At 41.8% G+C, this 12,677-nt stretch carries 7 protein-coding genes and 13 tRNA genes; 8 read left to right on the plus strand and 12 right to left on the minus strand.

What is annotated here, in order from left to right; genetic code table 11:
• Positions 1 to 7: 7 nt before the first annotated feature.
• Entirely contained in the window at positions 8 to 2,326 is a 2,319-nt protein-coding gene (gene arcB / locus J8Z24_RS13895) for an aerobic respiration two-component sensor histidine kinase ArcB (RefSeq protein ID WP_125253299.1), read from the minus strand.
• A gap of 306 nt (positions 2,327 to 2,632) precedes the next feature.
• On the opposite strand from arcB, the gene folE2 reads away from it, so the two are divergent.
• Complete coding sequence (gene folE2 / locus J8Z24_RS13900) at positions 2,633 to 3,553, plus strand: GTP cyclohydrolase FolE2 (protein WP_176033539.1); 921 nt, start codon at positions 2,633 to 2,635, stop codon at positions 3,551 to 3,553.
• Between the two features lie 163 nt (positions 3,554 to 3,716).
• Here folE2 and J8Z24_RS13905 read toward each other — a convergent pair whose 3' ends face one another.
• From J8Z24_RS13905 to J8Z24_RS13940, 8 genes are all read right to left on the minus strand, one after another.
• A complete protein-coding gene (locus J8Z24_RS13905) occupies positions 3,717 to 5,306 on the minus strand; it encodes a methyl-accepting chemotaxis protein (protein WP_252094867.1) in 1,590 nt (529 codons plus the stop codon).
• 219 nt (positions 5,307 to 5,525) lie between these two features.
• A tRNA-Glu gene (locus J8Z24_RS13910) sits at positions 5,526 to 5,601 on the minus strand.
• Between the two features lie 69 nt (positions 5,602 to 5,670).
• Positions 5,671 to 5,746 (minus strand) — tRNA-Glu (locus tag J8Z24_RS13915).
• 69 nt (positions 5,747 to 5,815) lie between these two features.
• A tRNA-Glu gene (locus tag J8Z24_RS13920) sits at positions 5,816 to 5,891 on the minus strand.
• A gap of 69 nt (positions 5,892 to 5,960) precedes the next feature.
• Positions 5,961 to 6,036, minus strand: a tRNA-Glu gene (locus J8Z24_RS13925).
• 69 nt (positions 6,037 to 6,105) lie between these two features.
• Positions 6,106 to 6,181: transfer RNA gene (locus tag J8Z24_RS13930), tRNA-Glu, on the minus strand.
• Positions 6,182 to 6,250: 69 nt separating this feature from the next.
• Positions 6,251 to 6,326, minus strand: a tRNA-Glu gene (locus J8Z24_RS13935).
• A gap of 75 nt (positions 6,327 to 6,401) precedes the next feature.
• Positions 6,402 to 6,477, minus strand: a tRNA-Ala gene (locus J8Z24_RS13940).
• Positions 6,478 to 6,995: 518 nt separating this feature from the next.
• On the opposite strand from J8Z24_RS13940, the gene J8Z24_RS13945 reads away from it, so the two are divergent.
• The 7 genes from J8Z24_RS13945 to J8Z24_RS13975 all read left to right on the plus strand — a co-directional run bounded on the left by J8Z24_RS13945 (position 6,996) and on the right by J8Z24_RS13975 (position 9,664).
• Positions 6,996 to 7,071: transfer RNA gene (locus tag J8Z24_RS13945), tRNA-Val, on the plus strand.
• Positions 7,072 to 7,108: 37 nt separating this feature from the next.
• Positions 7,109 to 7,184, plus strand: a tRNA-Val gene (locus J8Z24_RS13950).
• A 37-nt stretch (positions 7,185 to 7,221) separates the two neighbouring features.
• Positions 7,222 to 7,297 (plus strand) — tRNA-Val (locus J8Z24_RS13955).
• A 38-nt stretch (positions 7,298 to 7,335) separates the two neighbouring features.
• Positions 7,336 to 7,411, plus strand: a tRNA-Val gene (locus tag J8Z24_RS13960).
• Positions 7,412 to 7,448: 37 nt separating this feature from the next.
• Positions 7,449 to 7,524: transfer RNA gene (locus J8Z24_RS13965), tRNA-Val, on the plus strand.
• Between the two features lie 37 nt (positions 7,525 to 7,561).
• A tRNA-Val gene (locus J8Z24_RS13970) sits at positions 7,562 to 7,637 on the plus strand.
• Positions 7,638 to 8,032: 395 nt separating this feature from the next.
• A complete protein-coding gene (locus tag J8Z24_RS13975; protein ID WP_125253302.1) occupies positions 8,033 to 9,664 on the plus strand; it encodes a response regulator in 1,632 nt (543 codons plus the stop codon).
• A 22-nt stretch (positions 9,665 to 9,686) separates the two neighbouring features.
• Here J8Z24_RS13975 and msrB read toward each other — a convergent pair whose 3' ends face one another.
• Genes msrB through ligA form a run of 3 tightly spaced genes read right to left on the minus strand, consistent with a single transcriptional unit; the run spans position 9,687 to position 12,664 of the window.
• Entirely contained in the window at positions 9,687 to 10,127 is a 441-nt protein-coding gene (msrB, locus tag J8Z24_RS13980) for a peptide-methionine (R)-S-oxide reductase MsrB (protein ID WP_147390154.1), read from the minus strand.
• 1 nt (position 10,128) lies between these two features.
• Positions 10,129 to 10,641 (minus strand): DUF2919 domain-containing protein, encoded by a 513-nt coding sequence (locus tag J8Z24_RS13985; protein ID WP_147390155.1) that lies wholly within the window; start codon positions 10,639 to 10,641, stop codon positions 10,129 to 10,131.
• Between the two features lie 4 nt (positions 10,642 to 10,645).
• On the minus strand, positions 10,646 to 12,664 hold the full coding sequence (ligA, locus tag J8Z24_RS13990; protein WP_128730547.1) for an NAD-dependent DNA ligase LigA: 2,019 nt from the start codon (positions 12,662 to 12,664) through the stop codon (positions 10,646 to 10,648).
• Positions 12,665 to 12,677: the final 13 nt, after the last annotated feature.

A 12,677-nucleotide genomic window follows, 5' to 3' on the forward strand; every position in this document is an offset into this window, starting at 1 on the left:
GTTTTTGCTAGTCTTCAGCGAGTTTTGCAATTAATGGATGAAGGGCTTCTTGCCCTTCTTCTATTTTTGCTTCCAACTCCGAAACCCACAGCAATAGCGTATCATCATCTTTTCCATCTGACTCCAGTTCCATTTTCTTTGCTTGCAACTGTGCGAGTTTCAAACCTACAGAACCTGCTGCTCCTTTCACTTTGTGAGCTACAGCTCCGTACTCTTCAATATCATTTTCGACTACTGCATCTCTTAGTTCTTGGCAGTATTTAGGGCTTAATTTTGTAAACAAATCACAGCTTCTTTGGAAAGCTGGGGCTCCCATTGACTCAACAAAGTCACAAATCGTTTCTATATCTAAATCACTATATTGCGGCTGTAATAAAGCTTCTCGAAGATCTAGGCTTTGCTTGTTCTTTTGTGCTTCTATACCGAATAACTCTGCTAACATTTTATCAAGTTTAGTGGTATTTATCGGTTTAGCTAAAGCACCTTGTACACTGATCCCTTCAAGCTCCTGTTCGGCGCTTCTAACATTTGCTGTTAATGCGACAATGGGTAGGTGATCAAAGTGACTTTCTTGGCGTATTTGGCGCGCAACTTCATCCCCATTGATGTCAGGTAACTGCATATCAAGCAAAATCAAATCTAGATCATCTTCAGTTTCAACAAAAGATAGAGCATCTTCCCCAGTTTCTGCCCAGATAACTTCATGACCACGCTGCTCAAGTAAGTTAGTCGCTATTTCTGCATTTAGAGGGACATCCTCCACAAGTAGAATGTAAAGACTTCTACCTGCGTAGCTTTGCTCTTTTGGTGCACTACATAACTGCAGTGGAACTTCAACATCAAAGCGGCTACCTGTACCTTCAGAGCTAACAACGGAAATAGAGCCTTTCATTGCATGCACTAATGCTTTTGTCACAGCTAACCCTATACCTGAGCCTATCGCATTACTGCCAGACGCATCTGGCGCTTTATAGTACATTTCAAAAATTCGTTCTAGCTGCTCTTCGGGTATTCCCATTCCAGTATCAATAACGCTAATGGACAGCCACGGGCCATCACTACGATTCTCACGTCGACACTCTAACGTGACACTACCTCTGTGCGTGAACTTCACCGCATTATTGATTAGATTCCACAATACTTGGCGAAGTCGAGTTGGATCAAGTAAAGCATATACATCTAAAATACCAGAGCGGTTAATTGTAAACTCAAGCCCTTTCTGCTCGGCTATTAAGCCAGCAAAGTTTACAACATCATTGATAAAGTCTGAGACGTTTATACTATCTGTCGCAATGTCTAGCTGTTCTCGGTCAATTTTGTCTAGGTCTATAATGTCGTTAAATATATTCCCCAGCGTCTCAGCACTTGAGAACACTGTATTACACCAACTCTTCTGCTGCGCGGTCAGCTCTGTATCTAACATCATGCGAGTCAAACCGACGATACCGTTTAGTGGTGTTCTTAGCTCATGACTGAGTGTTGCGATGAACTTACCTTTGTCTTTATATGCAGTTTCAAGTGCCTGCTCCGCTTCTTTTCGGCTAGTAATATCCCGTCCAAATGCTAATAAGCCGATATACTCACCTTTATCATTAATAAACGGTAACTTACGCATTTCAAACCAGCGCTGTTCACCCTTAACTGGGTATTCGACATCGAGAGTTAACGGTTGCTGGGTGTTTGCGACCTGTTCATCCGTTTCTAAAACTTTGGGTAAATACTGAGTGGGATAAATTTGCTCTACAGATTTGCCAATAAGCTCTTCACTGCTCTTCCCCATTACCAATTCAAACATCTTATTGCAGCCGGCAAACACACCATTTTCATCTCGGTAGTAAAACAAATCAGGAGATGAGTCGACGATGTTTCGCAATAACATACCTTGCTGAGCTAGCTCTAATTGCGTCTTTTTGCGCTCCGCAATTTCTTTTCTTAATTCATCAATAGCCCTATGCTTTGCGTGCAGGGCTAGTTTCCTTTCATCGATTTCACTATTCAGCCGATTAATATTGTCCTTCAATGTTTGATTCAACATTTTTTCTTGCTGTGTGGCTGATTCAAGATACGCTTTTGAAGACTGAACTTCTCTCATTGCGGCAACTGACATCATGATCAGAGCGGGTGAAATGACGGCGGTTAGAAAAAGTAACGCTGATATATCAGCTATTTCCACCACACCAAGTGCAACGTAATAAAACATACAAGACAGGATCACGGCAACAAATAACGTAAATACATAAGCAATTGCAAATGCACGTTTGTTACCATACTTTTCTACCAAATTTGATAAAATTCGAGCCCATGAGCCAAACGAATTTTCTGCCATATTATTACATCACCACTTATTAAATACTGATCAGAACAAGAGTATTTCACTGCTTATAGCCTGACCATCGCACAATTTAGACCGCAAAGTAAATATTATACAAAAGCCCTAGTAATAAGCGAGCACAGATATTGCTGAGCACAGTATTACCTATAATCATTGGATTCTACGAGCACAAATAAAAGCCTGTATCACTAAATGCACAAATTGTTTAATTTAATACAGATAGATTTGCACTCATCATCCCAACTTTATGTGATTTGGTGTAATATGCGCGTTTTTTAAGTCTTAGAAAAGAGAGCCTCTATGCAAAATAACATGCCAGACATTGCACATAGTGCAAGTGCGTTACAAACCGGAACTTTAGACTGGGTAGGCATGGGCAACATAGAGCTACCTTTAGTTATTGAAGTTAAGGGGCTGGGCCAAGTCACCGTAACAGCAAAAGCAGATGCTTTTGTTGATTTGCAAAAAGAGGATGCCAAAGGCATTCACATGTCACGCCTTTTCCTTGCTCTCGACTCACTCTCCTGTGAGAAAGTATTAACGCCTAATACCTTAAAGCAGTTATTAGACAACTTTTTAAGTACCCATAATGAACTGAGCACAAGTGCAAAAGTACTTTTTCACTTTGAGTTGCCAATTAGGCGCCCTTCACTTTTAAGTAAAAAAATGGGCTGGAAATCGTATCCAATAAAGCTAGATGCGACATTACGAAATGGTGTTTACACACTTGAACTCGCTTTAGACATAACCTATTCATCTACCTGCCCTTGCTCTGCGGCACTATCACGCCAGTTAATACAAGATGCCTTTCAACAAGCATTTGACGGTACCGAATTAGATTTTAATAGCGTTCATAAATGGCTTGGTAGCACAGAAGGTATTGTTGCTACTCCTCATTCTCAGCGCTCCATTGCAAATATTAAAATTCGCCTCGGCGAGCATATCGATGAGTTTGAGATCTTAGACTTAATTGAATTAGTCGAGAATGAATTAAAAACACCAGTTCAAGCCGCTGTAAAACGTGAGGATGAACAAGAATTTGCTCGTCTAAATGGACAAAACCTTATGTTTTGTGAGGATGCTGCACGAAAACTTAAAGCACTTTTCAACCAACAACAATTAGCTGACTTTTATATAAAAATTAACCATTACGAGTCACTTCATGCCCACGATGCTGTTGCTTATGCAGTTAAAGGGATAAACGGTGGTTATCAAATTTAATATACTTTTTTAATTCAATGATCTATACGTGGCGGGAAATCATCTCGATAATCCCGTTACTGCTGAAGTACCTATTTTCATAATAGGTACTTCAAAGAAACAAAGTATCATAAATACTAAAAAGTCATCAAATGAACACTAATTCACCCCAGATACTCTAGGTTTAATCACGGCTGCTGTTTAACTTGCGAATAAACTGATCAACCAAAGCCTCCTGATTATCAAGTGCTTGCTCTGTATTTTTCATGGTTTCGTGCGTTTTGCGTGCGCTTTGCATTGATTCATCAGCAAGACCTGAAATCGTCACTGCATTCACATTTAACTCATTTGATACGCTTGACATTTCTTCTGTTGAAGTAGCAATTTGATAGTTAAGACTCGAAATCTCATTAACGATAGTATTGATCGTCTCCAAGCTCGACTTTGTCCCTTCAGCTTTAGAAACACATTCCGAAGAGCGCGCAACACCACTTTGAATCGCTGCAACGGCCCTTTCCGCACGAAGCCTAAGATCTGCGATAATCCCATTTATCTCTGCTGTAGAATCCTGTGTCCGCTGCGCAAGTGCCCGTACTTCATCAGCAACGACGGCAAACCCTCTCCCCTGCTCTCCTGCTCTAGCTGCCTCAATGGCGGCATTTAAAGCCAATAGGTTGGTCTGCTCTGAAATCCCTCTAATCACATCAACCACGCCTTCTATATTAACGCTCTGAGCATTTAGGTCCTCAATATCTTTTTGCGTCTGTGACAATTCTTCTGATAGCGAATAATTATTCTGCATATTATCGTCAACCGCCTTGTGCCCACTTACTACAGATTCAAGTGCCGCTTCAGACTGTTTTGCAGCATTGTTTGTATTTGATGCAATATCACTGATAGAGACCGACATCTGATTTATAGCTGTGGCAAGAGATCCTGTCTGTGCTTGTTGCTGATTTAAAATATCTGCACTGCTTTTACACTCTTGCATGGTTTTCGTAGCATACTCTGACACCGTTGAGCTCGCATCTTTGACACGCCCAAGAACAGCTCTAAGCTCAGATTCTCGAGCAATTAATGCCAGCTCAATTGCAGCAACATCGTTAACTTTATTTAGATATACCTTTTGCATTAGCGGGTTGTCATGCACCTTTTTGGCTTTTTTACTTAATTCGCGTACAGGAGCAAGGCGTGAATACGTAATAAATAAGACAATACAGGTCAGAATCGTTTCGGCAATGTAATTCCACGGAGTAGCAAAGCTTGAGATAACCATAGTTAGGACATAAAAAATGATGATAATTGCCATCATTTGTGCAGATAGCGACCAAGATGCACGAGTGAACTTACTTAATGGAGCACCACCGTGCAAATCTGAGTATATTCGCTCTGCTCGGTTAACTACCTCTTTATTAGGCTTAGTCCGCACTGACTGGTACTCTACAGTATTACCTGACTTGTCTTTTATAGGCGTAACAAAAGCATTAACCCAATAATGATCACCATTTTTGCAGCGATTTTTTACCATCCCCATCCATGGTTTACCTGCTTCAATATAATCCCACAAGTTTTTAAACGCCACTTTTGGCATAGTTGGGTGTCTTACGAGATTATGTGGCTTACCTTTTAATTCATCTAGAGAAAACCCTGCAACTTCGCAAAATTGCGCATTTGCATACTTAATTTGTCCTTTGACATTTGTTGTCGAAAGTAAGTTATAAGAACTTGGATAATCTCTTTCTTTACCAGTGTAATCAGCTCTACCTTTGCTCATTGTGCACTCTCTATAAAAAGGCAATAATAAATTATTACTTTCTAAGACGTCGTGAAGAAAAGCATCAGAAACTGATCAAGATCATGGATATCACTATTTTGGCTATTAAACACACAGCAGGAAGTTAATATATAAATTAGCAGAATAATCTTGTTAGGCAATATAACGACTGATATTGAGAATTATTAATGAGATATGATGTATGGAGAAAATAAGAAATGGCGTCCCCTAGGGGATTCGAACCCCTGTTACCGCCGTGAAAGGGCGGTGTCCTAGGCCTCTAGACGAAGGGGACACAGATGTGTCACTAGGACTTTTTTAGCGGTTTATTCTCTTGCTAACCGAGTTACTTACCAAAAGTAAGTGGCGTCCCCTAGGGGATTCGAACCCCTGTTACCGCCGTGAAAGGGCGGTGTCCTAGGCCTCTAGACGAAGGGGACACAGATGTGTCACTAGGACTTTTTTAGCAGTTTATTCTCTTGCTAACCGAGTTACTTACTAAAAGTAAGTGGCGTCCCCTAGGGGATTCGAACCCCTGTTACCGCCGTGAAAGGGCGGTGTCCTAGGCCTCTAGACGAAGGGGACACAGATGTGTCACTAGGACTTTTTTAGCGGTTTATTCTCTTGCTAACCGAGTTACTTACCAAAAGTAAGTGGCGTCCCCTAGGGGATTCGAACCCCTGTTACCGCCGTGAAAGGGCGGTGTCCTAGGCCTCTAGACGAAGGGGACACAGATGTGTCACTAGGACTTTTTTAGCGGTTTATTCTCTTGCTAACCGAGTTACTTACCAAAAGTAAGTGGCGTCCCCTAGGGGATTCGAACCCCTGTTACCGCCGTGAAAGGGCGGTGTCCTAGGCCTCTAGACGAAGGGGACACAGATGTGTCACTAGGACTTTTTTAGCAATTTATTCTCTTGCTAACCGAGTTACTTACTAAAAGTAAGTGGCGTCCCCTAGGGGATTCGAACCCCTGTTACCGCCGTGAAAGGGCGGTGTCCTAGGCCTCTAGACGAAGGGGACACAAATACAAAAAGCTTGGCACTCGAGGCGTTACCTTTTGAATTATGTACTAGGACATATGCACTGACGATTTTTTGGTGGAGCTAGACGGGATCGAACCGTCGACCTCTTGCATGCCATGCAAGCGCTCTCCCAGCTGAGCTATAGCCCCATTAAGTCAGACTTAAACTGCTAGCCTGTATCGCTGAGTGCGGGGCGCATTCTATGCAGGAGCAAAAATAAAGTCAATAACTTTTATGAAAGTTTTTTCTAACTGATTCATTTTAAACCAAGAAGCGTAGAATATAACCAAACCACTCCCCTTTGCAAGCCTAACACCCTGAATTGGGTTGTTTATTACACAATTTAAAACACACAGTTACCGCACCTCTACGTTTTTACTTTAAATCCAATTAGGCCAGAGTGATTCACGGCTCTTTTCTTTTCAGCATGGTACCTAATCCAGCTTGATCCCGAGCTATAACATGCAAAGCTCAGCAGCCTACCTTCCCCAAGTTAAGATGATTCTAGTACCAAAAATATAAGCCCCCTCCCCTCTTCTATAATGAAGAGCTTAAAACGTTGAGCATAAAAACATCACACAGCATAGTTTTTTAAAGTTAAGTGTTGACTCTTTTCAAACTAAACCTATAATACCGCCCCACAACGCCAGACGTTGTAATACAATTTGGGTTGTTAGCTCAGTTGGGAGAGCATCGCCCTTACAAGGCGAGGGTCACTGGTTCAAGTCCAGTACAACCCACCATAAACTCTATTCAAGAGTATAAATTGAAACACAATTCGGGTTGTTAGCTCAGTTGGGAGAGCATCGCCCTTACAAGGCGAGGGTCACTGGTTCAAGTCCAGTACAACCCACCATAAACTCTATTCAAGAGTATAAATTGAAACACAATTCGGGTTGTTAGCTCAGTTGGGAGAGCATCGCCCTTACAAGGCGAGGGTCACTGGTTCAAGTCCAGTACAACCCACCATAAACTCTATTCAAGAGTATAAATTGAAACACAAATTTGGGTTGTTAGCTCAGTTGGGAGAGCATCGCCCTTACAAGGCGAGGGTCACTGGTTCAAGTCCAGTACAACCCACCATAAACTCCATTCAAGAGTATAAATTGAAACACAATTTGGGTTGTTAGCTCAGTTGGGAGAGCATCGCCCTTACAAGGCGAGGGTCACTGGTTCAAGTCCAGTACAACCCACCATAAACTCTATTCAAGAGTATAAATTGAAACACAATTCGGGTTGTTAGCTCAGTTGGGAGAGCATCGCCCTTACAAGGCGAGGGTCACTGGTTCAAGTCCAGTACAACCCACCATATACTGCTTTACTTGAACTAACCGATGCAAAGCATCGCGCCAAATTTAAGCAAGGCAAGGGTCACCGGTTCAAGTCCAGTACGACCCAGCATATCTTAAGGCTAATATATAAAGTCTTCTCATCTTACCTAATCTGCGTAAAATTTTTGCCTAGTTATCGACAAGCTTTTCTCGCCTCAAAATAGATCACTTAATTAAGATAATTGATATAACCTCAAATCTTATCTAAAGCCTTAAATTCAAACTTGATTTTTTAACTATTTCGTCACCAACCATAATGAATAATTGGTATAAGTTGAATAGACTAACTCATTAGAAATTAGCTAATTTTTGTTTTCAAAGCTATCCTTAAGTACTAGACTAAAAGCAAATCCGATGTCTAATAAACGCCTCTATGCCAGCACCAACTATTCAAAACGCCAAAATGCTAATCGTTGAAGATCAACCATTAGCATTGAGCTATATGAAACAATCTTTGGAGCAGCTAGATTTTAGAAACTTAAAGTTTGCAGAAAGTGCAGATGCAGCTAAAGAGCTCTGTACCATTAATAAATTTGATCTTATCGTCTGCTCTTTTGGTTTAACAAAGAAACAAAATGGCTATCAGTTTTATGAAGAGCTTCGTGCTAAACAGTTAATTCGCTCAAGCACCGCTTTTATTTTTATTTCTTCAGAAACCAGCCCTGAGCTAGTTCATAGCATTATTGAGCTACAGCCAGATGACTTCTTGGTAAAACCTTTTTCAATAAAAGAATTACAATACCGTATTGAACGAGTACTCAAGCGTAAACAAGCACTCAAACAAATAAATACACTCATAGACGATAAAAACTACTCTAAAGCACTGAAAGTGCTCGATCTTGAGCTTGATAAAAAAGAACATAACTACACTTCCCTATTGCTCAAATTGAAAGGAGAATTACTCTTAAAACTTAATCATTTAGAAGAGGCAAAATCTTTCTATAAATCAGTATTAGCCTTACAAAAGTTTACTTGGGCGAAGCTTGGGCTAGTAGAAGCACTTATTAGCAATAACGAGGACGTTATTGCCCAAAAAATGCTGAAAACTTTGATTGAACGTTCAGAGACACGATTAGCAGCGCTAGATTTGCTTAGTAAACTCGAAATAAAGCTCAATCAATATGAGAACGCTCAACAACTCTTGCAGCAGGCTATTGAAATGGCGCCGAGAAATATAAACCGGCAGCAGTCCTTAGGCCGTGTAGCTCAAATTAATCATGATTATGAAGCCAGTTATAAAGCGCATAAAGATATAGCAGCATTTGCTAGGTACTCTATTCACGACGGCCCCGAAGTATACCTAAATGCCGCAAGAGCCGGTATCGACTTTGCTCTCAGTACAGACCAATCCGATCAAGTAACTCGCCTCACCCGCCAAACTCAAAAGTATCTCAATGACTTAAAGAGTCAATTTCCGAGTGCTCAAAATCAAGCTCAAATTGATGTGCTCAATGCACGAGTCCACTACCTGAAAGACGAACATCACAAAGCAAAGCAATTGTTAGAACAATTAGAAGATGAGACTGTAATTCGTTCCGTAGACTCAACATTAGACAAAGCTAAAGCACTGCATGAGGTAGGACTAAACCATAAAGCGCAGGAGTTATTTAACCAAGTTATCGCACACTGTGAGCGCCACCGTTCAGCAGCAGATCCAATCACCATGCGTTATCTCTACCAGCAACAGCAAGAGAAAAAAGAAATTACGATGGGGCCTAGAGAGCTTAATAACCATGCGGTAACACAATTTAATAAAGGTCAGTATGAGACTGCCTTAGAGGCCTTTACACAGGCATTTCGAGTGATGCCAAAAAATGCAGGCATCGCACTGAATCTACTGCAATGTATGAGCGATCACTGCGCTAAAACAAGTGCCACATTCAACTCAAATTTAGCCAAACGCTGCACCACCTTGCTAAATCAAGCTGAATTAGACAGCGAACAGCAAATCCGCTTTGGAAAATTAAAAGCTAAATTAAGTGAAATGAAGCTCGACTTTGAGTAGCCAACCAATAAATATTCTGGCCTTATTGCTTTTTCATTGAAAGTGCATTAACACAATAACGCAACCCACTTGGCGCAGGACCATCTGGGAAAACATGACCTAGGTGACTATCGCAAATATTACAAGTGATTTCGATGCGCGTCATTCCATGGCTCTTATCGCCATGATACGCCACCGCTTCCACTGCTGCAGGCTGTGTAAACGAAGGCCAACCAGAGCCACTATCAAACTTTTCTTCGGCATCGAATAACAACTCGTCACAGCATACACAGTAGTATTTACCAGGTTCAAAAAGCTGACAACTGTGTGAGCTAAACGGGCGCTCAGTCCCCTTTTTCCTGGTGATAATGTAAGTTTCTGGAGCAAGTTCTGATTGCCATTGCTGATCCGATTTTTCAACTCTGCGAGGAGCAGTAGGATTACCATTTCTGGCAAAGTTTAATATATCTAACCACTTTAACATCTTAATTCTCTCTCTTGTTTACTTCTGTCTTGTGTTCTTCAACAGGAAGTGGCCAATCGCCAAAAAAGCAACTTAGATAGCGGCTTTTAATCAAATATAAAAGTACCCAACTCACCAACACAATTTGTACGGCAATATAAGGAGAAAAACTATAATGGGTTTTCCCAGCTTGCAAAATTAACCATGCTAAATCAAACACCGCAGTTAATATTAGTGGCAAACGCATATAACGCCAGACAACAGCGAGCTTTGGAGAACTTGTTGGCCGCCTAAGAGAAAATACAACAGTTGGTATAAGCGCGATACAAGCGATCCCTATCGCAACAAAAAAATGTTGTTTAGATTCAAAAAATAGCGACATTAAATCTAAGTCTGGGCGCCTTGTAAGTGCAGAGAAAGCCCAAATAAGCAATGGGCGAAGTAACACGACCAGCGCTAAATTAAAAGCGATTGGCGTACGATAAACGCCATATTTATCCCAATATTCAGGGCCGTATCGTGTTACTGACTTCATTTGACTACTCGTATTTATTTAATAGTGCGATCAGCGCCTCTTCATCGAACACGTCAATACCTAGCTCTTGTGCCTTGGCGAGCTTAGAGCCTGCTTTTTCGCCGGCATAAACTGCATCCGTATTTTTCGACACACTACCCGCGACCTTAGCGCCAAGTGCTTGCAATCTCGCTTTAGCATCGTTGCGGTTCAATTGACTTAATGTTCCTGTTAACACTAACGTCTGCCCTGTGAGCGGCTGAGCATCTTTAGGCACAGCTGCAACCTCTTGCCACATAATACCTACTTCAATCAATGCAGTTACCACTTCTTGATTATGCTGCTCAGCGAAGAAACTGTGAATGTGCTGTGCCACAATAACACCAACATCACTGACTTGTTGTAAAGTATCAATGGAGGCGGCCATCACTTTTTCAAGCGTCAGGAAGTGATTTGCCAAGTTTTGTGCTGTCGCTTCACCAACTTCTCTGATCCCAAGCGAGTACAAAAATTTGGCCAACGTTGTTTGCTTTGCAGTTTCCAGCGCCGTAACCAAGTTTTTAGCTGATTTAGGGCCCATGCGTTCAAGAGACTCAAAATGCCCTTGCTTCAAAACGAATAGGTCAGCAGGCGTTTTGATAAGCTCACGTTCTACTAGCTGTTCAACTATCTTGTCACCAAGACCATCAATATCTAGCGCTTTTCTTGAAGCAAAATGTTTTATTGCTTCTTTACGTTGTGCACGACACACTAAACCACCGGTACAACGCGCAACCGCTTCGCCCTCAACACGTTCAACATGCGAATCGCAAACTGGGCAAGTGTCAGGAAATTCAATCTCTTTAACATCGTCAGGACGTCTATCTAGAACTACTTGCGTCACTTGAGGGATAACATCACCAGCCCGACGCACAATAACCGTATCGCCAATTTTAACACCCAAACGTGCTATTTCATCACCATTATGAAGCGTTGCGTTTGATACGGTAACGCCACCGACAAATACCGGCTCCAAGCGTGCAACAGGCGTGATTGCGCCAGTACGACCAACCTGAAACTCAACATCAAGTAACTGTGTAATCTCTTCTTGCGCCGGAAACTTGAACGCAATCGCCCAGCGCGGCGCGCGAGCGACAAAGCCTAGTTGCTCTTGCTGCGCTTTGTCATTTACTTTAATTACAACACCATCAATTTCATAGGGAAGGTCAGCACGACGAGTCATAATATCTTGATAGTAGTCCAGCGCTTGTTGCGCATTTTCTACAAGCTTAGTTTCAGGGCTCATCGGCAGCCCCCAGCTTTGCAATTGCTGTAATTGCGCATAATGTTCACCAGCTAATGCTCCGCCTTCAACTAATCCCATTGAATACGCATAAAACATCAATGGCCGCTTAGCTGTGATCTTAGAGTCTAATTGACGCAAACTGCCTGCGGCCGCATTTCTAGGGTTTGCAAAGGTCTTTTCGCCTTTTGCTTGCGCTGTCTCATTTAACTTATTGAAACCAGCTGTATCCATAAAAACTTCACCACGTACTTCGACTTCACGAGGGATATTTTCACCACGAAGTTTCAGCGGTATATTTCGAATAGTTTTGACATTCTCAGTGATATTCTCGCCAACTTGACCATCTCCCCTCGTTGCTGCTTGAACCAGCACTCCATCGCGATACAAAATAGATACGGCCAAGCCATCTAACTTTGGTTCACAACAAAAAGAAACATCTTTACTCGCTAACAAGCGCTCTTTTATACGCCGGTTGAATGCCGTAAATTCACTCTCGTCAAAAGCGTTATCCAGCGACAACATGGGAACCTGATGTGTTACCTGCTCAAACTTGCTAAGCGCTTCTCCTCCAACCTTCTGTGATGGAGAATCAGGGCTTTGTAACTCGGGGTGCTGCTGTTCAAGTGCCATCAATTGGCGCATTAAACGATCATATTCAGCATCAGGAATGCTAGGATTATCTAAAACATAATATTGATAATTGTATTCTTCGAGTTGCAGCCTAAGTTCAGCAACTTGAGTTTCGATGTTCTTTGACATTTAGACCTCTAAA

The sequence above is a fragment of the Pseudoalteromonas sp. SCSIO 43201 genome (assembly GCF_023716725.1).
GTDB lineage: Bacteria > Pseudomonadota > Gammaproteobacteria > Enterobacterales > Alteromonadaceae > Pseudoalteromonas > Pseudoalteromonas peptidolytica.

Coding starts and splice junctions, on each gene's coding strand:
- arcB (WP_125253299.1), bottom strand. CDS start 2,326: ATGGCAGAAAATTCGTTTGGCTCATGGGCTCGAATTTTATCAAATTTG.
- folE2 (WP_176033539.1), top strand. CDS start 2,633: ATGCAAAATAACATGCCAGACATTGCACATAGTGCAAGTGCGTTACAA.
- J8Z24_RS13905 (WP_252094867.1), bottom strand. CDS start 5,306: ATGAGCAAAGGTAGAGCTGATTACACTGGTAAAGAAAGAGATTATCCA.
- J8Z24_RS13975 (WP_125253302.1), top strand. CDS start 8,033: ATGCCAGCACCAACTATTCAAAACGCCAAAATGCTAATCGTTGAAGAT.
- msrB (WP_147390154.1), bottom strand. CDS start 10,127: ATGTTAAAGTGGTTAGATATATTAAACTTTGCCAGAAATGGTAATCCT.
- J8Z24_RS13985 (WP_147390155.1), bottom strand. CDS start 10,641: ATGAAGTCAGTAACACGATACGGCCCTGAATATTGGGATAAATATGGC.
- ligA (WP_128730547.1), bottom strand. CDS start 12,664: ATGTCAAAGAACATCGAAACTCAAGTTGCTGAACTTAGGCTGCAACTC.